This window comes from Salinicola acroporae (genome assembly GCF_003206615.1).
Taxonomy (GTDB): Bacteria; Pseudomonadota; Gammaproteobacteria; order Pseudomonadales; family Halomonadaceae; genus Salinicola; species Salinicola acroporae.
Genome location: NZ_PZJW01000002.1, coordinates 327923 through 348042, shown reverse-complemented (window position 1 = coordinate 348042; position 20120 = coordinate 327923). Strand labels below are relative to the sequence as shown.

Sequence of the window (20120 nt, the reverse complement as noted above, 5' to 3'; positions counted from 1 at the left end):
CGGGCGAGGTGGACAACCGAGTATGCGAGGATCGGCGGCCGACGAGAAGCCCTCATGATCTCATCGAATAACGAAAGTGCGTTTTAGCCTTTTTGATTGTCGACGCTTGCCCTAACACTCATTGGGTATTCGCTTCCGGTCCGGGCGCACTACCGACGGTTCCGGCCATTTCGTCAACGGGAGGACAGGCGTGGCGCCGATGACACTGACCGACACCAACAGTCCGTTGAGCGCCGACCAGGCCAGGCGCGTGCAGCAGGCACTGGTGGATCTGAACGACGCACAGCGCCAGTGGTTGAGTGGCTATCTGGCGGGGTTGGGTGCCCAGTCGGCCGGTGACTCGCCGAGGGGCGATTCGCCATCGTCGTCGGTCGCCGCCACGGCGCTGACCGTGCTTTATGGCAGCCAGACCGGCAATGCCGAGGCGGTGGCGGAGCTGGCCGCCGAGCGCGCTCGCGCCAAGGGCTTCGACGTAACCCTCACCAGCATGGCGGAGGCCGGCAAGAAGACGTTGAAGGCGGCCGAGCGGCTACTGGTCGTGGTCAGTACCCAGGGCGATGGAGATCCGCCCGACCCGGCGCTCGAGTTTCACGAACTGATGATGGGCCGCAAGGCGCCGAAACTGACCGGGACGCGCTTTGCCGTGCTGGGGCTGGGTGATGCCAGCTACGAGCACTTCTGCCAGACCGGCAAGGAGTTCGACGCGCGCCTGACCGAGCTGGGTGGCGAACGACTCAGGGATCGCGCCGATTGCGACGTCGATTACGAGGAGCAAGCCGAAGCCTGGATCGATGAGGTGCTCGCGTCGCTGGCTGGCGATCTCAAAGGCGCCCCGCTCGACAGTGCCGCCCTTGCGACGACCGCCGCGGCGAAGGAGGGCGCTCAGGCCCAGCCGTCGTATTCGAAGAAACACCCGTTCATGGCCGAGGTGTTGACCCGTCAACCGCTCAACGGGCGCGGTTCCGACAAGCAGACCTTGCATTTCGAGCTGTCGCTCGAGGACTCCGGCCTCGACTACCTGCCGGGCGATGCGGTCGGCGTGGTGCCACAGAACGATCCTGCTCATGTCGACGAGTTGATCGCGATGCTCAACCTCGACGCCGAATCCCCGCTGGACGAGGGCCGGGTGCTGCGCGACGCGCTGCTGACCGATTTCGAGGTGACCACGCTGACGCGCCCGTTTCTCAAGCAGTGGGCGCAGTGGTCCCAGGCACCCGAGCTCCAGCGCCTGTTGGGCGAAGAGGCCCGCGACGAGCTTCGTGAATGGCTTCATGGGCGCCAGCTCATCGACGTGGCCGAGCAGTTTCCGGTTGAGGGGATCGATGCCGCGCAGTTCGTCGCGGCACTACGCAAGTTGCCGCCACGGCTCTATTCCATCGCCTCGAGCCAGGCAGCGGCAGCGGACGAGGTGCACCTCACCGTGGCCGTGGTGCGTTACGAAACCCATGGTCGGGCTCGTAACGGCGTGACGACCACTTATCTGGCCGACCGGGTCGAACCCGGTGACCGGATACCGATCTACATCGACCACAACAAGCAGTTCAAGCTGCCGGACGATGACGAGGCGCCGCTGATCATGATCGGTCCCGGTACCGGCGTCGCCCCGTTTCGCGCTTTCCTGCAGGAGCGCGAGGAGCGTGGCTCCGGCGGTGACAACTGGCTGTTCTTCGGCGATCGGCACTTCCGCAGCGACTTCCTGTATCAGGCGGAGTGGCTCAAGTGGCGACAGCAGGGGCTGCTGACGCGGCTAGACGTCGCCTTCTCCCGCGATCAGGCCGACAAGGTCTACGTTCAGGACAGGCTGCGCGAACAGGCCGAAACGCTATACGCCTGGCTGGAAGCGGGGGCGTATGTCTACGTCTGTGGCGATGCCGAATTCATGGCGCCGGACGTGCATCAGGCGCTGCTCGACGTCATCCGCGAGCAGGGTGGGCATGGCGAGGCCGGTGCCGACGACTATCTGCGCCAACTGCAGCAGGAGAAGCGTTATCAGCGCGACATCTACTAGAAAACCGACTGTACTTGCCCACTCGTCGCTGACGATCGGTCATCGCTGCTCATCAACGATCACGTCTTCTCCGCTTGAGCGCCGATGCTTGCCTGGTCTCGCTGTCGAGCGATCACGCTTCCGGCGATGGCGACACGACGATCCGGTAGATACGACACCTGGTTCCAGTTGAAGGAGGTCGACATGGACATCATCGCCAAACTGCGTGACATCCCTCTGGATGAGCTGCATCCCAACGAGCGACTCAAGGTGGAGAGCGACTATCTGCGCGGCACGCTGGAGGAGAGCCTGGCAGAACTCGCCACCGGCGCCGTCGCCGAGGACGATACCCAACTGACCAAGTTTCACGGCTTCTACCAGCAGGACGACCGCGACCTGCGCGACGAGCGGCGTCACCAGAAACTCGAACCGCTCTACAGTTTCATGGTACGGCTGCGCCTGCCTGGCGGGCTGGTGACCCCCAAGCAGTGGCAGACGCTCGATGACGTGGCTTCACGCTACGCCAACGGCACGCTTCGCATCACCACACGCCAGACCTTTCAGTACCACGGCGTGCTCAAGGAGAATCTGCGCCCGCATCTGCAGACCATCCATCAGGCGATGGTGGATACCATTGCCGCCTGCGGCGACGTCAATCGCAACGTGATCTGTACCGCCAATCCGCATCGCTCCGCCATTCATCGCCAGGTCTACGAGTTGAGCCACCAGATCAGCGCTCGCCTGCTGCCACGTACCCGGGCCTACCACGAGATCTTTCTGGGCGAGGAGCGCGTCGCGGGCGGCGCCCAGGAGCGCGAACCGGACCGCAGCGAGCCGAAGGCCGGCAGCGGCCAGGGGGCGCTCGATCCACAGGAGCCGCTGTACACGCGCCATTATCTGCCGCGGAAATTCAAGGTGGCGTTGGCGATTCCGCCGGAAAACGACGTCGACCTGTTCGCGCATGATGTCGGCTTCATCGCCGACGTGGTGGCGGGCGAATTGCGCGGCTTTACCGTGTGTATCGGCGGCGGCATGGGCATGACCCACGGCGAGCCGACGACCTTTCCACGACTCTCCGATCCCATCGGATACTGCTCGCTGGCAGCCGTTCCCGCCGTGGCGGAGGCGATCATGCGGGTCCAGCGTGACAACGGCAATCGCCGTGATCGCAAACGTGCGCGACTGAAATATACGGTCGAGGAGATGGGGCTGGACGCGTTCAAGGCCGAGGTCGAACGCCATCTTGGTGAGGCATTGGCGCCGGCGCGGGACTATCACTTCGACGACAATGGCGATCGGCTGGGCTGGATCCAGGGCGACGATGGCCTGTGGCACTACGGCCTGTTCGTCCAGAACGGGCGTATCGCCGATTTCCCCGACGGCCCGCAGCTGCGCACCGGCCTGCGCGAGATCGCCGAGCAGCATGATGGTGACCTGGTGCTCACCACCAACCAGAACGTGATCATCACTCAGGTCGACGCGTCTCGCCGTGAAGCCATCGATGCGTTGCTGGACCGGCATCGACTGGGTGTGGAGACCTCTCCGCTGCGACGTAACGCCATGGCCTGCGTGGCCTTCCCGACCTGCGGTCTGGCGATGGCGGAAAGTGAGCGCTATCTGCCGTCACTGATCGACAAGCTCGATACCGTGATGGGGGACGCCGGGCTGGCCGACGACGCGATCATCGTGCGCATGACCGGCTGCCCCAACGGCTGTGCGCGACCCTATCTCGCCGAGATCGGCTTCGTCGGCAAGGCGCCGGGACGCTACAACCTCTATCTCGGTGGTGGCTTCAGCGGCCAGCGTCTCAACAAGCTCTACCGCGAGAACATCGATGAAACGACCATCCTCGAGACCCTGACGCCGCTGATCCAGCGCTACGCCGCCGAACGCGAGGCGGACGAACCGTTCGGAGACTTCGTGATTCGCATCGGCGTGATCAAGGAGACCACCGCCGGGCGCGAGTTTCATGGCGCTTGAAGGGACGCCGGTCGAGAAAGGCTAGCCCCGCTCCGGCACTGGGCGCGCTGCGGGGCCGCCATAGGGCCACAGCCAGCCCTTGGGTATTGGGCCCTTGTTGCGCCCGCCCTGGCACTGTTGCTCCCAGGCGTGGGCGAGAATGCCCACCGAGCGGGAGAGGCAGAACAAGCCGCGAGCCAGCGGGGCCGGGAAGCCCAGCTCGGCGTAGATGACGGCGGTGGCGCCGTCGATGTTGAGCGGAATCGGCTTGCCCTTCATGGCGATGAGCTGGCGCTCGACCTCCCGGGCGATAGCGACGAAATTACCGTCCACCTCACCGCGTTCCGCGGCTTCCTCGACCAGTTGCAGCAGTCGTGGCCCGCGGGGATCGACCGGATGAAAGCGGTGGCCGAAGCCGGGAATGATCCGGGTGCGCTCGCGCTGCCAGGTGGCGATGCCTTCCTGAACCGCTATCTCCAGAGGGTGCCCGCCGATCTGGTACTCGAGGATCGACTGGTAGAGTTCGACGGCCTGCTCGCCGGCGCCACCGTGGACGTCATCGAGCACGTTGACCGCGGAGGCCATGGCGTTGTTGAGACTGCTGCCGCAGGTCATTGCCATCCGGGCGATGGCGATGCTGGGTGCCTGAGGACCATGGTCGACTGCACTCATCAATGCCGTTTCCAGCAACGCGGCCTGGGCGCGGGTGGGTAGCTCGCCGCGAGTCATCAACCAGACCATGTCGGCAAAGCCGACGTTGCCGATCAGCTCCTCGATGGGATAGCCGCGATAGCGGATCTCGCCGGGGCGCATATCGATGATGTCGGTTTTCCACCACTGCCGGGCCTGATATTCCGGGGTGTGGGTATCGGTCATGAGGTATCTCCGGTTTATTCGTCGTTGGCGGCGTGGGTGGGCAGCAGGAGGTCGTTGTCCTGGCCGAGCCGGGGCGGTGGCGAGGCGACGCGAGGCGACTGGCCGTCGAAACGGTATCCGCCGCTGACCACGTCCAGCGGCCGCCCGAGGCTACTGGTGTCGAAACGCTCGATCAGCCCGCGATCGCGAACCTGGGGGTGCGCCAAGGCTTCGGCGACGCTGTAGACGGGGCCGGCGGGCACGCCGGCCTCGACCAGTCGTGGCCACCAGTACTCGGTCGTCTTTCGTTTCAGTACCGCTTCGAGGCAGTTGCTCAACGCCTGCCGGTTCTCCAGGCGTGCCTGGCGCTGGGCGAAGCGGGCGTCGGTGAGCCATTCAGGGTGTTCGAACAGGTGGCAGATCGCTTCGAACTGCTCCTGCTTGTTGGCGGCGATATTGATCAGCCCGTCGGCGGTGGCGAAGGTGCCGGAGGGGCTGGCGGTGACGTTGTCGTTGCCCAGGGGCTGCGGCGGCTTGCCTGCGATCAGCAGGTTGGAGACTGCCCAGCCCATGGTGGCGAGGACGGACTCGAGCATCGATATATCGACGAAGTGCGCCTTGCGCGGGCGTTCGGCCAGGGCGGCATTGATTGCCATCGCGGCGGTCAGGCCGCCGACCGTGTCGGCCAGGGGATAGCCGACCCGATAGGGCGCGTTGTCGGGTGCGCCGGTAATGCTCATCACCCCGGCCATGCCCTGGATGATCTGGTCGTAGGCCGGATAGTTGGCCAGCGGCCCATCCTGGCCGAAGCCGGAGATCGCGCAGTAGACCAGCTCGGGGTTGGCCTCGCGCAATGTCTCGAAGCCGAGCCCGAGACGCTGCATGACGCCAGGGCGAAAGTTCTCGACCACTACGTCGGCCGTCGCCACCAGCGCCAGGAAGGCGTCACGATCGTCAGGTCGCTTGAAGTCGAGCGTCACCGAACGCTTGCCGGCGTTCTGGGCCAGGAACGAGACCCCCATCAGTTCCCTGTTGAGTGCGGGATCGGCGCCCAATTGGCGCGCCAGGTCACCACCCTGGGGCCGCTCGACCTTGATCACTTCGGCGCCGAGATGAGCCAACTGGTGACAGCAGAACGGCCCGGCCAGCACATTGGTCAGATCGAGCACCCGATAACCGGTCAGTGGTGATGACATTGTTTCTCCTGATGAAACGGTTTCTTTTAGAGAGAATATGATTCGCTTGGACGAGTTGCAATACCGTTTTGTCTGTCGCAACATTCGCCATTAGTTCAAGTCCTACTGACCCTGATCGAAAGGAGCGTTCCATGGCCCAGCGACGTGTCGAAGCCGTCGAGCGAGCGCTGACGCTGCTCGAAGCTTTCTCCCAGGAGCGGCGAGAGTTCTCTCTGACCGAACTCGCCAACGCCTCGGGGTTCTACAAGAGCACTATCCTGCGGTTGATGGCTTCGCTTGAGCATTTCGGCTATGTCACCCGCGACGAACGCGGCATCTACCGGGTCGGCCCGGCGGTCTCGCGCTTGGCCCCGCTGGCGGGTGACGGGCCGCAGCTCGAGAATCTGGTAAGACCGATACTCGAGTCGCTGCGCGACGCCAGCGAGGAGACGGCGTCCTTCTATGTCCGCGATGGCGATCACCGGATCTGCCGGTTGCGCGAGAACGGCCGGCTGGAGGTCAGGCACCACCTGGAAGAGGGCGTGAGACTGCCGCTGGGGCGCGGTGCCGCCGGGCGGGTGCTCAATTACGAAACCCCTCGCGGTCAGGTTGCGGTGTCGAGCGGCGAGCGCCAGGCCGGGCTGTCGGCGGCGGCCATCGGTATCTATAACGGCGAGGGGGAACTGATGGGCGCGCTGGCACTATCGGGCCCCAGCGAGCGCTTCAACCTGGCGGCCAAGGATCGCCATGTCCCGCTGCTGTCCCAATATGCGCCGCGTCTCGAACGCCAGTGGCCGCGCGCATTACGGGCTTCCTGAGAGACTGGGAGGATGGGGCCGTCCGTGCGGCCGTGCCCGCGAGCTGGCATCAGTGGTTCGGATGGCTCGAAGCGATGAGCCACCCGAACTGCGGTGCCGGCTTACTGGATCAGGCCGACTTCCTTGGAGATCTCCTCGATATCGGCGATCTGCTGATGCACGTACGTCTTGAAGGCTTCGCCGCTGCGGTCGAAGGGGATCAAGCCATTCTTGCTCATGACTTCCTTCCACTCCGGGCTCTCGTAGACCCTGTGCAGCGTCTCTTCCCACCAGGCCACATCCTCGTCGGAGAGTTTCGGCGGCAGGTAGAACCCGCGCCAGTTGATGCCTTCGACATCCACGCCCTGTTCCTTGGCGGTGGGGAATTCACTGAGCGCACCGGGTAGACGACCCTCGGCAAGCACGGCGAGTACCCGCAGGTCGCCGGATTCGACGAAACCGAGGATTTCCGAGGCATCTCCGGAGAAGGCGTCGATATGACCGCCGACGACCTGGGTCATCGCCTCGCCACCCCCGTCGAACGGCAGATACTTGATCTTGTTCAGCGGTTGGATGCCGTCGGCGCGCGCCATCATCAGCACCTTGAGGTGATCCCAGCCGCCGCTGGCACTGCCGCCGGCGAAGCTGACGCTGGAGGGCTTCTCCTCCATCGCGTCCAGCAGTGCCTCGAGGCTCTGATAGGGGGAGTCCTTGCTCACGGCGATCACGCCATAATCCGCGCCGACGGTGCCGGCCCAGTTGACCATGTCGGCATCCATGCCGGGGAACTGGTGCTGGGCCAGGCGGGTGGTGGTCGAGGTCGACGCCGAGACGATGACGTCGTTCTGTCCGGCCCGCTTGGTGACCACGTGGGAAAACGCGACACCGCCGCTGGCACCCGGCATGTTGGTGGTCTGTACGCTGCCGTTGATGGCACCGATCTCGCTCAGGACCTGACCCACGCTGCGGCAGGTGAAGTCCCAGCCGCCGCCAGGATTGGCAGGGGCGATGCAGTCGATCTTGCCGCTCGGACCGGCTGCCTGCACCAGCATCGGCAGCGTCGCCAGCGAGAGTGCGAGGCACAGCGCGGAAGGCTTCAAGGACAACAGTTTCATGGCGTCTCCGTTATTCTCTTTTATAGAACGTGTTGCGACAGTAGAAATTAGGGCCGCCGAGTTGTCGGGTCAATCCCGACGCCGTCAATTGCGACTAAAGAATATCGTCAGTAGATATATTGTTCTGTTTGGTAGAATTTTAGACGAGAGGCCGGCTCGAGCGTCCCGAGCGGGAGACCGAATCCTGACCCGGTGACAGGTCATCAGGCGGTTTTCGAACGTCGGCCGGTTTTATCGTTACGGAGGAAGCGTCAAACTGTCCGGGTACATCATCCTCTTGGTGGCCCATCGGTCGCGGCCGGATGCTGAGTCACCTTTCTTCTGGCTGGACGACCCTTTATGGCGTTACGACAATCGACCCGTATCAACAAGTACATCAGCGAAAGCGGGATGTGCTCCCGCCGTGAAGCCGATCGCTTCGTGGAGCAAGGCAACGTGTGGATCAACGGCCGCCGGGCCACCACCGGTGACCAGGTGACGGCGGGGGATCGGGTCAAGGTCAATGGCCAGGAGATCGAGCCGCGGGAGGCGGAGGATCTGGTCCTGATCGCGCTGAACAAGCCGGTGGGGATCGTCAGCACCACCGAGTCCAGCGAGAAGGACAACATCGTCGAGTTCATCAAGCACGGGACGCGGATCTTCCCGATCGGCCGGCTCGACAAGGACTCCCAGGGGCTGATTTTTCTGACCAACGATGGCGACCTGGTCAACAAGATCCTGCGCGCGCACAACCATCACGAAAAAGAGTATCGAGTGACCGTCGACAAGCCGGTCACCGACGACTTCATCGAGGGCATGCAGCGTGGCGTCCCCATCCTCGGCCAGGTGACCAAGCGCTGCCAGGTGCGTAGGGAGTCGACCTTCGTGTTCACCATCACCCTGGTACAGGGGCTCAATCGCCAGATACGCCGCATGTGTGAATATTTCGGCTACGAGGTCACTCAACTGATCCGTACCCGGATCATGAACGTCTCGCTCAAGGGGTTGGCGCTGGGCGACTGGCGGGATCTCTCGCCGAAGGAGATCGAGACCCTGATCGCGCTGACCCGCGACTCCGGTGGCGAGGCCGAGCCGACACAGGTGGCCAAGCCCGCGCGCAGCGGCAAAGCCGCGAAGCCGGCGACCAAGGGGCGCCAGCCGGGAGCCGGCAAGACACCTTCCCGGGGCAAGCGCTCCGGCCCGAAAAGCGGCGCTGCCGGCAAACCTCACCCCAAGGCGAGATCGGCCAGCGGCGGCAAACCTGGCACCCAGGGCAAGCCGGGCACCAAGGGCAAACCCGGCGCCAAGGGCAAGCCGGGCATCAAGTCCGCGGCCAAGGGGCGTGGCGGGAAGCCGAGCGCGCCTTCCACCAAGCGCACGCGCGGCAGCGGTAAGAAGCGCTAGGCGTTGGCTTCAGCCAATGGCTTTCGCGCCGGCCTTGGCCACCTGTACATCCTGCTCCGGCTTGACCCCGGAGATGCCGACACTGCCGATCACCTGGCCGTCGTGAATGACCGGCACGCCGCCAGAAAGCAGCGCGGTCATTGGCGCGGTCACGAAGGCGGTGCGGCCATTGTTGATCATCTCTTCGAACACCTGGGTCTCCTTGCGTCCGATGGCCGCGTTGCGGGCCTTCTCGGTAGCGATACCGGCGCTGAAGGGGGCGGCACCGTTCATCCGTCGCAGGCCGAGCAGGTGGCCGCCATCGTCGGCGACGGCGATGGTGACTGCCCAGCCCTGGGCTTCGGCTTCGGTCTGGGCGGCATCGAGGATGGCATTGACATCGTTGAGTTCGAGTGCGGCTTTGGTCTGCATGGTGGGGCTCCAGTTTCATCGTGAGAGTAGCGTCGGGCTACGAGCAAAAGCGAGAAACCAACCTGCCGGGTGCCGTAGCGGGCTGGCCTTGCATGGTCTCGAGTGAGTCGCCGGCGCTACGCCGTGAGCGCTTCGTCGACGACCTCGATCCAATGTCTTACCGGGGTTCGTCCGGCGCTGTTGAGATGACTCTGACAGCCGATATTGGCAGTGACGATGGTCTGCGGCGACGACGCTTCCAGCGCGTCCATCTTGTCGTCGCGCAGGCGTCGGGCCAGGACCGGTTGGGTGATCGAATAGGTGCCGGCAGAGCCGCAGCAGAGGTGTGAATCCCGCACCGGTGCGAGATCGAATCCCAGTCGGGCGAGCACGCCTTCGACGGCGCCCCCCAACTTCTGGGCATGCTGAAGCGTGCACGGGCAGTGGAACGCCAGTCCTGCGGACGCGTCACTCGTATTCAATGATTCCAGGTCCTCCTCGCGCAATATCTCGACCAGATCCTTGGCCAGCTCGCTCACGCGTCTGGCCTTGGCGGCATATTCGGGATCGTCGGCGAGCGTCTCGCCGTACTCCTTGACGAAGGCGCCGCAGCCGCTGGCGGTCTGGATGATCGCCTCCACTTCGGCTGGCGAGGAGGTCGCCTCGCCGCGCCGGTCGATCAGCGGCCACCAGGCATCGATATTGGCACGCATGCGATCGCGACCGGCGGCCTGGGCGTTGAGGTGGAAGTCGATGGCGCCGCAGCAGCCCGCTTCCGGGGCGGGACTCACCCCGATGCCGAGACGATCGAGCACTCGGGCCGTGGCGTCGTTGGTATTGGGCGCCAGGCCGGGCTGGACGCAGCCTTCCAGGATCAGCATCTGGCGGGCGTGTCGGGTCGGGTCGGGCCGCACCCGGCGAGGCTGCTGGCGTGGGGGGATCTTGTCGCGCAGGTCGTGAGGCGCCAGCGGGCGGAACGTCTGCCCCAGGGCCAGCAGCGCCTGGAACCGCTTGGGCTCGACCAGCGCAACGCGCAACCCCAGTCGCAGGGCGCGCTCGCCGGGCCGGCGGCCGACCCGGCGGTCGACTTCGGCACGCCCGATATCCAGCAGCTTGTGATACTCGACGCCGGAGGGGCAGGTGGTCTCGCAGCTGCGGCAGCTCAGGCAGCGGTCAAGGTGCAACTGCGTCTCCTGGGTGACCTGATCGTCGCCGTCGTCGCTTTCCAGCAGCTCCTTGATCAGATAGATGCGACCGCGCGGGCCGTCGCGCTCGTCACCCAGCAACTGGTAGGTCGGGCAGGTGGCATTGCAGAAGCCGCAATGCACGCAGGTACGCAGAATACGGTCGGCCTCGTGGATATGGGGCTTGGCACGGGCGGCCTCGGAAAAATGGGTCTGCATGGGGTAGAGGTCTCCTCACCACTCGGCGTAGAGCCGGCCAGGGTTGAAGATCGCCTGCGGATCGAGCCGTTGCTTGAGCTGGCGGTGGTACTTGGCCAGCACCGGTGGCAGGGGCGTGAAAGGTGAAGCGCCGTTGGCGTTCGGGGTGAAGCGCGTGGCATGGCCGCCGGCGGCAATCGCGGCCTCCTTGATCGCCGTGTCGTCACCGCCGCTGTGCTCCGCGGGGACTCGCAGCCAGCGCTGGGCACCGGCCCAGTCGACCAGCCAGTCACCGTCGAGCGCCGGCGTACGCGCCAATGCCGGCAGCGACAGGCGCCACAGGACATGCGCGTCGTTATCGAAGACGCCGAAGAAGGGCAGTTGCAACTCGCGCAACTGCGACCAGAAGCGCGGATCTTCCGTTTCACCGCCAAGGCGTTGGCGCGTCGCCGAGACGGAGCCCTCGCCACCTTCGAGGCGCAGGTGCAGCGCTTCGCCATCGTGGGCGGCGCCGGTGATGGGCATCGGCTCGCGGCCCCAGGCCGTCAAGCGCTCGAGCGCTTCGGTCAGCGGCAGTTCGAGTCGCAGGCAGGCGTGAGCGTGAGGAATGGGAAGCACCTTGAACGAGACTTCGGTCAGCACCCCGAGCGTCCCCTGGGCGCCGACCATGAGCCGGGACAGATCGTAGCCGGCGACGTTCTTCATGACCTCGCCGCCGAAGCGCAACTGCTTGCCTTCAAAGGTGATGAGTCGAACGCCGAGTACGAAATCCCGCACGGCGCCGGTCCACGGGCGACGAGGACCGGAAAGCCCGGCGGCGACCATGCCGCCGACGGTGGCGTCATCGCCGAAGTGTGGCGGCTCGAAGGCAAGGCGCTGGCCGTTGTCGGCAAGCGCTCGCTCGAGATCCCCCAGCCGCGTGCCGGCGCGGACGGTGGCGACCAGTTCTACCGGATCGTAGTGGACGATGCCGTGATGGCCGGTAGTGGAGAGCGCCTGCGCCGTCTCGACCCGGCGGCCGTAGAACGCCTTGGTGTTGCCGCCGACGATGCGCAGCGTGGCGCGCTCGGCCTGGGCTCGCGCCACCTGTTCGCACAGGGCTTCGCTGTCGTCTCGGCCGGCGAGGGTATCGGGGCCGGGCTCGTTCGGCGGCGTGTACTCCGGCCGCTGGTCCTGCAGGTGGGTCATGGCGATCTCCTTGCGTTTCTCATGCCGTCGCCGACATCAGAATCGCGGCAGTTCGGGGTGCGGCAGTTCGCCGTGATGGACGTGCATGGCGCCGAACTCCGCGCACCGTGCCAGTGTCGGAATGTTCTTGCCGGGGTTGAGCAGACGGCGTTCGTCGAAGGCAGACTTCACCGCGTGGAACAGGGTGATCTCGTCGGCGGCGAACTGAGTGCACATCTGGTTGAGCTTTTCGCGACCGACGCCGTGTTCACCAGTGATGCTGCCGCCCGCATCGACGCAGAGTTCGAGAATCCTGCCGCCGAGCGCTTCCGTGGATTCCAGCTCGCCGGGCTGATTGGCGTCGAACAGGATCAGCGGATGCAGGTTGCCGTCGCCGGCGTGGAAGACGTTGGCGACCCTGAGTCCGTATTGGGCCGAGAGATCGTTGATACCCTTCAGCACCCGGGGCAGTTCTCGTCGCGGTATGGTGCCGTCGATGCAGTAGTAGTCCGGCGACATGCGGCCGACGGCTGGAAACGCCGCCTTGCGACCGGCCCAGAATAGCTGGCGCTCGGTGTCGTCCCGGGCGAGCCGGATCTGAGAGGCGCCCGCCGTCTCGAGCAACTGGCGGACTCGCTCGCAGTCGGCCTGGACGTCACTCTCCACACCGTCGAGCTCGCACAGCAGGATCGCCTGGGCGTCGACCGGGTAGCCCGCGTGGACGAAATCCTCGGCGGCGCGAATCGCCAGGTTGTCCATCATCTCGAGACCGCCGGGGATACAGCCGGCGGCGATGATATCGCCCACCGCCTTGCCGGCCCGCTCGACATCGTCGAAGCAGGCCATCAGCACCTTGGCCACTTCCGGCTTCGGCAGCAGTCGCACCGTCACTTCGGTGATCACGCCGAGCATGCCTTCCGAGCCCATGAACAGCGCCAGCAGATCGTAGCCAGGCGTGTCCAGCGATTCGCCGCCGAGGGTCATGCGCTCGCCCTCGATGGTGACGATCTCCACGCTCAGCACGTTATGGACCGTGAGGCCGTACTTCAGGCAGTGAACGCCGCCAGCGTTCTCGGCTACGTTGCCGCCGATGGAGCAGGCGATCTGCGAGGAGGGATCGGGGGCGTAGTAGAGGCCATGGGGTGCGGCCGCCTCGCTGATCGCCAGGTTGCGGACTCCTGGCTGGACCCGGGCGAGGCGGGCATCGGCATCGACGCTCAGGATCTTGTTGAAACGCGACATCACCAGCAGTACGCCCTTCTCCAGCGGCAACGCGCCGCCGGAGAGCCCGGTGCCGGCACCTCGTGTCACCACCGGTACGGCATGCTCGTAGCAGACCCGCATCAACGCCTCGACCTCGGCCAGCGTCGTCGGCATGGCCACCAGCATCGGCAGCACGCGATAGGCGGACAGCCCGTCGCACTCGAACGGGCGCAGGTCCTCTTCGCGGTCGAGCAGGGTCAGCCTGGGCGCCACCGCCATGATGGCCGCCATCAGGCCGGACTTGTCGACGGTGGCGATCTCGCCATCGATGCGCTCGTCGTAAAGCAGTTCCATGGCGTCTCCTCGCTGGGGCGGGTGCCGCTGGCGGTGGTGAAGATCCGGTTTGTGGAAGGTCTTTCCACAATGCGATGCGGTCATTCTGTGGAAGGCCGCCGGTGACGACCATTAGCCAATAGCCCAATGGGTTGGAAAATGGTCAGACCATAAGAGAGATCCTCCCGGCCGCAGCCGGGAGGATGGGCTCAACTGCCCATGAGCGGGTCGGTGAAGCCGAAGACGTAGAAGGCCAGCAGCCCGATGATGCCGGCGAACAGGCAGTAGTAGAGCGTCGGTAGGATCGTCTTGCGCAGCGTGGTGCCCTCGCGGCCGAGCAGGCCGACGGTAGCCGAGGCCGCCACCACGTTGTGGATCGCGATCATGTTGCCGGCGGCGGCGCCCACGGCCTGTAGCGAGACCATCATCGCGGTGGAGACGCCGAGCACCTCGGCGACGTTGAACTGGAACGCCGCCAGCATCAGGTTGGAGACGGTATTGGAGCCGGCAATGAAGGCGCCCAGTGCGCCGACCGCCGGGGCGAACAGCGGGTAGATCTGACCGACGCCATCGGCGACCAGTTGCGCCATGGCGACCGGCATCGAGACCAGGTCGGACTCGTTGACGCCGGAGTTGATTAGGATGCGTACCATCGGAATGGTGAACAGCAGCACGAAGCCGGCACCGAAGATGGTCTTGGAGGACTCGGCAAAGGCCGCCGTGACCTGCTGGCCGCGCATCCGGTGCAGGAAGATCGTGCAGATCACCGCGATCAGGATGATGCCGCCGGGGAGGTAGAGCCATTCGACGCTACCGGAGATGCCCTGCTCGCCGAGGATGTTGCTCCAGCCGGTACTGATCGAGGAGAGGCCTGCCTTGACCGAAGGGATGGTGCGCGAGATCACCAGCAGAATGGCGACGATGACGTAGGGCAGCCAGCCTCGCAGCGTCGACATCGGCGCGCGGCCGGCGACGTCGTCGACCTTGATCTCGATGGTGCCGAGCCACTCGGCGGGCCACTTCGAGCGCTCCGGGAAATCCCAGGTATCCTTCGGCAGCAGGAAGCCCTTGCGTGCGGCCGGCACTACGATCGCCAGGCCGATCAAGCCGCCCAGCAATGACGGAAACTCCGGGCCCAGCAGGACGCCGACCAGCATCGACGGCACCACGAAACAGACGCCGACGAACAGCGCGAAGGGCGTGATCGACAGGCCTTCGGTCCAGGAGCGGTTCTCGCCGAAGAATCGCACCATCACGACGACCAGGATCAGCGGCATGAACACGCCGATGATGCCATGAGTGATGACCACCTCGGAGGTGATCAGGCGGAAATAGGTTTCCCAGGTCGAGCCGTTGGCCGTGAGCTGTTCGGCGATCGCCGACTGGTTCACGCCGCCGGTGACGCCAACCACGATCGGCGTGCCCACGGCGCCGAACGAGACCGGCGTCGACTGCAGCATCATACCGACAACCACGGCAGCCAGGGCGGGGAAGCCCAGCGCCACCATCAGCGGCGCGGCCACGGCGGCCGGCGTACCGAAGCCCGAGGCGCCCTCGATGAAGCAACCGAACAGCCAGGCGACGATCAGCGCCTGCACGCGGCGATCCGGACTGATGCCGGAGAAGCCGTTGCGAATCGCCATGATGCCGCCCGAGTGCTTCAGCGTGTTGAGCAGCAGAATGGCCCCGAAAATGATCCACAGCAGCGAGACGGTCATGATCAGGCCTTGCAGCGTGGAGGCCAGCACGCGGGTCGCGGTCATGTCCCAGACCAGCAGCGCGATCAGTACCGCGACGACGAACACGATCGGCATCGCCGTTCGTGCCGCCATCCGGAACCCGATCAGCAAGACACCTGCCAGCACCAGCGGCAGGAAGGCAAACAGAGAGAGAAGCGTGTGATCCATATCGAGAGCCCCTGAGTCGTTATTATCGGCTTCGTTTGTCGCCAGGAAGGTCATCGCCGGGTGGCGACGGAACCGGTCAATCCACTCCGCAGGCCGGTCGCGGCGATTGACTCGGAAGATAACCACAGACGGAGGAGCTGCCAATCATGGGTAAATGGTATTACCAATAGCCGGCAGGTGGTGCCGGTATTGGCCAAATGACTGACTGTGAAGCCTTTTCAGGCCAGCTGGCGGAACGATATCGAGCGTTGGCGGGCGCTGCGTTGCGACTAATGGACATCGCCGCCTACCGGAGGGCAGGCGGCGACGGTGCTGGGAAGGCGAGTCAGGCGAGAGCGCGGCATCAATCGGTGGCGAGCATGCCGGTTTCCGCCTCTACCGCCTCCGTGCTCATCAACGCAAGCGTCACCGGGATCGACTTGCCGGCGATGGTATTGCTCTGCCTGTCCCGGTTGCCGACGGGAATCAGGTCGTTGACCTCCGGATAGTAGGCACCGAGACAGTTCTCCGGCAGATCGTAGGCGATGATCTTGAAGCCCGAGACCTGACGCTCGATGCCATCGTCGCTCACCGTCTTCAGCGTGACCTTGTTGCCGGCCTCGAAACCGTGCTTCTCGATGTCGGCGGGATTCATCATCAGCACCATGCGGGTGCCGTAGATGTCCCGGTAGCGGTCGTCATAGGAGTAGACGGTGGTGTTGAACTGATCGTGCCCGCGGATTGAGAGCAACTGGAAATGGGCGTCCCCCGGCTCGGAGGCATCTTCGGTGAGGTGGTCGGCGGGGAACAGGAAGTGAGCCTTGCCGGAGTCGGTGTTCCAGATGCGATCGCGGGCGGCGATATCGAGATGGAAAACGCCCTGGTCGTGCAGTCGCTGATTGAAATCGTAAAACGTCTCCGGCTGGGTCGCTTCGATCTTGTCTCGGACGCGGGCGTAATCCTCGCTCAACCACTCCCAGTCGACCTTGGGATTGGGGGCGAAGGTTGCCTTGCCCAGGCCGGCGACGATGGCGATTTCGGAGCGCAGATGCGCTGACGCCGGCTCGAGCGCGCCCTTGGAGCCTTGCACATTGCACATGCCGTCCTCGATGGTGATGGTTTGCTCGACACCGGCCTGGACGTCCTTCTCGGTTCTTGCCAGCGCCGGCAGCAGGTAGGCCGCCTTGCCGTGAATCAGGTGGCTGCGGTTGAGCTTGGTGGCGATCTGCACCGTCAGCGGGATGTTCTCGACGTGGGGGGCGATGCGAGCCTGGTCGGCGATGGCGCGGAAGAAGTTGCCTCCCATGCCGAGAAAGGCGTCCACCTCGTCGCGCAGAATCGCCTCGCAGCAGAGCGCCACGTCGTGGCCGTGCTCGCGCAGGCATTCGATGCCGAACACTTCGTCCATCTTCGACAGGAATGCCTCGCCGGACTTGTGGAAGATCCCTACGGTCCGATCGCCCTGGACGTTGGAGTGGCCGCGCACCGGACAGGCGCCGGCACCGCGACGGCCAATGTGACCGCCCATCAGCAGCAGGTTGAGAATCTGGTGGATGTTGTCGCCGCCACGGATGTGCTGGGTAATGCCCATCCCCCAGCAGCAGATCACGCGCTCGGCACGGATCCACGCTTCGGCGGCCTGCTCGATCGCCGTCCGTTCGAGACCGCTGTGGCGCTCGATTCGCTCCCACGGTAGATGGCGGCAGTGAGTGGCAAACGCCTCGAAGCCATCGGTGTGCATCGCGATGAAGTCGTGGTCGATGACACGCTCGCCGCCGCTGTCGCGGGCCTCGTCGTCGACCTCGAGGATGCGCTTGCAGATGCCCTGGATCGCGGCGATATCGCCGCCGATGCGGACCTGATGATACTGCGAGCTGATCGGCACGCCGTGGTTGGTCAGCATGTCCCGGGGCGTCTGCGGATTGGCGAACTTGACCAGCGCCCGCTCGCGCAGCGGGTTGAACGTGATCACCTCGGCGCCGCGCAGGCGCGCCTCGTGCAGCAGGCCCATCATCCGCGGGCTGTTGGTACCGGCGTTCTGGCCGAACAGGAAGATGCAGTCGGCGTGTTCGAAATCCTCCAGCACCGTGGTCGCCTTGCCCACGCCGATGCTCTGGGGCAAGGCCACGGTGGTCGTCTCGTGGCACATGTTGGAGCAGTCGGGGAAGTTGTGCGTGCCCAGCATCCGACCGTAGAGCTGCCACAGGAATGCCGCTTCGTTGGAGGTGCGACCCGAAGTGTAGAGCTCGACCCGTTTCGGGTCGTAGGATTTCACCTGCTCGCCGATCTCGCGGAACGCCGTCGTCCAGTCGATCGGATCGTACTTGTCGGTGTCCGGGTTGTAGCGCATCGGGTGGGTCAGGCGGCCCTGCTTCTCGAGGGCATGGTCCGACCAGCCGAGCAGCTCGGCAACGGTATGGCTGGCGAAGAACTCCGGCGTGGTTCGTGCCGCCGTAGCTTCCCAGGCGACCGCCTTGGCCCCGTTCTCGCAGAACTCGGCCGGTCCGGGTTTCGCCGGGTTGGGCCAGGCACAGCTAGGGCACTCGAACCCGCCATCGGGGTGATTGATCTTGAACATCAGGCCGTTGCCCTTGAACGGCACCTTCTCGCGCAGGAAATGTGCCTCCGTGGCCTGGATCGACTGCCAGCCGCCGCCGGGTGCATCGTGTTTGCCTTGGCTACCGTGCAGTTCATCGTCCTTGAGTCGGCGTACCATGATCCACTCCTTCGTGATCGATCTGAGGTGGTAAACCCGCCGTGCTCCCGCTTGAAAAGGTGACTCGCAGGCTCACGGTATGACTGCTATCCGTAACAGTATGGCAACGAATTTCGATTCGCGCCGAGGCAATCTGGATCGGGCGGGCGCCAGTTCAGGGTTTGACGGTTCCCCCTCCCTTGGACATGCTGCGAGCACTGCAGCCGTAACAACCGTATAAAACGAGGAGTGTGGCATGAGCCGTAAAATGTTCGATCTGTGCGGGCGCGACGAGCGACTGCGATTCTCGCCCTACTGCTGGCGGGTCAAGTATGCGCTGGCGCATAAAGGGCTCGATTGCGAATTCGTGCCGTGGAAGTTCACCGACAAGGAGGCGATCGCCTTCTCGGACCAGACGAAGGTGCCGGTCTTCGTCGACGGTGACCAGACGGTCGTCGACAGCTATGAAATCTTCCGCTATCTCGATCGGGTCTACCCGGACAAGCCGCTACTGGGTGATGCCACGGCCGAAGCCCGGGCGCGGTTCTTCAAGTTCTACGCCGAGCGTTCGCTGGCGCCGGGAGTCATGCGCACGATCCTGATGGATGTCTTCAACGCCATTCACCCGGACGACCGCGACTACTTCCGCACCTCGCGCGAAAAGGCGTTCGGCCGCACCCTGGAGGAGATGCATTCGCCGAGCCAGGGGCTGTCGATGCTCGACCGTGCGCTGGAACCGATGCGCGGGCGACTGGATGAATCGCCGTTCCTGGACGGCGACGAGGCCGGCGCCGCGGACTATCTGGTGGTGGGCGCGTTCATGTGGGCGAGGGTGACCTCCGCTGCCGACCTGGTCTCCAACGCCGATCCGGTCTACGCCTGGTTCCAGCGCATGCTGGATATACATGATGGCGTGGGCCGCAACGCCACGCGGATCGTCGACGTCGACGGCGCCTATGCCAATTGATCACGAGCGTTGACCGAGCGAGCAGGCGCTTTTGAACCGCCTGGGGCGACGTCGCGCGAGACGCCGCCCCCCGCAAAGCCTATCCTGACAGCATCCGGCTTATCGCCGGGCGTCACGACAGGAGCCTGTGATGATCGATCTCTACTACTGGACGACCCCCAACGGTCACAAGATCACGCTGTTCCTCGAGGAAGCGGGGCTCGACTACCGGATCCATCCGGTCAATATCGGCAAGGGCGAGCAGTTCACGCCTGAATTTCTCGAGATCGCCCCCAACAACCCATCCCCGCGATCGTCGATCGCGCCCCGGCCGACGGCGGGCAGCCGTTGTCGCTGTTCGAATCCGGCGCGATCCTCGAGTATCTGGCCGACAAGAGTGGCAAGTTTCTGCCCAAGAGCGGACGCCAACGCTATCGGGTGCTGCAGTGGCTCCACTGGCAGATGGGCGGGCTGGGGCCGATGGCGGGGCAGAACCACCATTTCCGCCACTATGCGCCGAAAAAGATCGACTACGCCGTCGAGCGCTACATGAACGAGACGTCGCGGCTCTACCGGGTGCTCGACAAGCAGCTCGATGCCAACGACTACGTGGCCGGCGACGACTACTCCATCGCCGACATGGCGATCTGGCCGTGGATCAAGCCGTTCGAGAAGCAGGGTCAGGACATGGAGGACTACCCGAGCCTGCAGCGCTGGTTCGAGCAGGTCGGCGAACGCGATGCGGTGAGACGCGCCTACGCCAAGGCGGAGGAGATCAATCCCGCCAACAATGTCGAGATGACCGACGAGGCGCGCAAGCATCTGTTCGGACGGTGATATCGATGCA

General features: G+C 64.7%; 15 protein-coding genes and 1 pseudogene. 6 read left to right on the top strand and 10 right to left on the bottom strand.

The window, feature by feature from the left end; translation table 11 throughout:
* The first annotated feature begins 199 nt into the window (after positions 1–199).
* Positions 200–2008, top strand: coding sequence for an assimilatory sulfite reductase (NADPH) flavoprotein subunit (locus DOM54_RS02740; protein ID WP_240613757.1), 1809 nt, complete (start codon positions 200–202; stop codon positions 2006–2008).
* 59 nt (positions 2009–2067) lie between these two features.
* On the opposite strand, the gene DOM54_RS20490 is transcribed toward DOM54_RS02740, so the two are convergent.
* Positions 2068–2193: a hypothetical protein gene (locus tag DOM54_RS20490; RefSeq protein ID WP_276309658.1), complete on the bottom strand. Its 126-nt coding sequence runs from the start codon at positions 2191–2193 to the stop codon at positions 2068–2070.
* Between DOM54_RS20490 and DOM54_RS02735 the strand changes: the two genes are divergently transcribed.
* Positions 2192–3967, top strand: coding sequence for an NADPH-dependent assimilatory sulfite reductase hemoprotein subunit (locus DOM54_RS02735; RefSeq protein ID WP_110714860.1), 1776 nt, complete (start codon positions 2192–2194; stop codon positions 3965–3967). The two genes, DOM54_RS20490 and DOM54_RS02735, sit on opposite strands and share 2 nt — an antisense overlap.
* Before the next feature lie 21 nt (positions 3968–3988).
* Here DOM54_RS02735 and DOM54_RS02730 read toward each other — a convergent pair whose 3' ends face one another.
* Both DOM54_RS02730 and DOM54_RS02725 read right to left on the bottom strand, forming a co-directional pair.
* Positions 3989–4822, bottom strand: a complete 834-nt coding sequence (locus DOM54_RS02730; protein WP_110714859.1) for a citryl-CoA lyase — start codon at positions 4820–4822, stop codon at positions 3989–3991.
* A gap of 14 nt (positions 4823–4836) precedes the next feature.
* Positions 4837–5997, bottom strand: a complete 1161-nt coding sequence (locus DOM54_RS02725; RefSeq protein WP_110714858.1) for a CaiB/BaiF CoA transferase family protein — start codon at positions 5995–5997, stop codon at positions 4837–4839.
* Positions 5998–6128: 131 nt separating this feature from the next.
* Between DOM54_RS02725 and DOM54_RS02720 the strand changes: the two genes are divergently transcribed.
* The gene (locus tag DOM54_RS02720; RefSeq protein WP_110714857.1) at positions 6129–6794 is read left to right on the top strand and encodes an IclR family transcriptional regulator; all 666 of its coding nucleotides are present in this window, start codon (positions 6129–6131) and stop codon (positions 6792–6794) included.
* Between the two features lie 101 nt (positions 6795–6895).
* On the opposite strand, the gene DOM54_RS02715 is transcribed toward DOM54_RS02720, so the two are convergent.
* Positions 6896–7888 carry a Bug family tripartite tricarboxylate transporter substrate binding protein gene (locus DOM54_RS02715; protein ID WP_206018984.1) on the bottom strand — a complete coding sequence of 331 codons (993 nt, stop codon included), beginning with the start codon at positions 7886–7888 and terminating at the stop codon, positions 6896–6898.
* Positions 7889–8227: 339 nt separating this feature from the next.
* Here DOM54_RS02715 and rluF point away from each other — a divergent pair, with 339 nt between their 5' ends.
* A complete protein-coding gene (rluF, locus tag DOM54_RS02710; protein ID WP_110714856.1) occupies positions 8228–9271 on the top strand; it encodes a 23S rRNA pseudouridine(2604) synthase RluF in 1044 nt (347 codons plus the stop codon).
* 9 nt (positions 9272–9280) lie between these two features.
* On the opposite strand, the gene DOM54_RS02705 is transcribed toward rluF, so the two are convergent.
* The 6 genes from DOM54_RS02705 to DOM54_RS02680 all read right to left on the bottom strand — a co-directional run bounded on the left by DOM54_RS02705 (position 9281) and on the right by DOM54_RS02680 (position 18348).
* Positions 9281–9682 carry a GlcG/HbpS family heme-binding protein gene (locus DOM54_RS02705; protein WP_110714855.1) on the bottom strand — a complete coding sequence of 134 codons (402 nt, stop codon included), beginning with the start codon at positions 9680–9682 and terminating at the stop codon, positions 9281–9283.
* Positions 9683–9798: 116 nt separating this feature from the next.
* Positions 9799–11064 (bottom strand): glycolate oxidase subunit GlcF, encoded by a 1266-nt coding sequence (glcF, locus tag DOM54_RS02700; protein WP_110714854.1) that lies wholly within the window; start codon positions 11062–11064, stop codon positions 9799–9801.
* Between the two features lie 15 nt (positions 11065–11079).
* Positions 11080–12231 (bottom strand): glycolate oxidase subunit GlcE, encoded by a 1152-nt coding sequence (glcE, locus tag DOM54_RS02695; protein ID WP_110714853.1) that lies wholly within the window; start codon positions 12229–12231, stop codon positions 11080–11082.
* A 36-nt stretch (positions 12232–12267) separates the two neighbouring features.
* Positions 12268–13767: a glycolate oxidase subunit GlcD gene (gene glcD, locus DOM54_RS02690; RefSeq protein WP_110714852.1), complete on the bottom strand. Its 1500-nt coding sequence runs from the start codon at positions 13765–13767 to the stop codon at positions 12268–12270.
* A 188-nt stretch (positions 13768–13955) separates the two neighbouring features.
* Positions 13956–15653: an L-lactate permease gene (locus tag DOM54_RS02685; protein ID WP_110714851.1), complete on the bottom strand. Its 1698-nt coding sequence runs from the start codon at positions 15651–15653 to the stop codon at positions 13956–13958.
* A gap of 343 nt (positions 15654–15996) precedes the next feature.
* Entirely contained in the window at positions 15997–18348 is a 2352-nt protein-coding gene (locus DOM54_RS02680; RefSeq protein ID WP_110714850.1) for an FdhF/YdeP family oxidoreductase, read from the bottom strand.
* 235 nt (positions 18349–18583) lie between these two features.
* Between DOM54_RS02680 and DOM54_RS02675 the strand changes: the two genes are divergently transcribed.
* Positions 18584–19294, top strand: coding sequence for a glutathione S-transferase N-terminal domain-containing protein (locus DOM54_RS02675; protein ID WP_110714849.1), 711 nt, complete (start codon positions 18584–18586; stop codon positions 19292–19294).
* 130 nt (positions 19295–19424) lie between these two features.
* A pseudogene (locus tag DOM54_RS02670) lies at positions 19425–20110 on the top strand (glutathione binding-like protein).
* Positions 20111–20120: the final 10 nt, after the last annotated feature.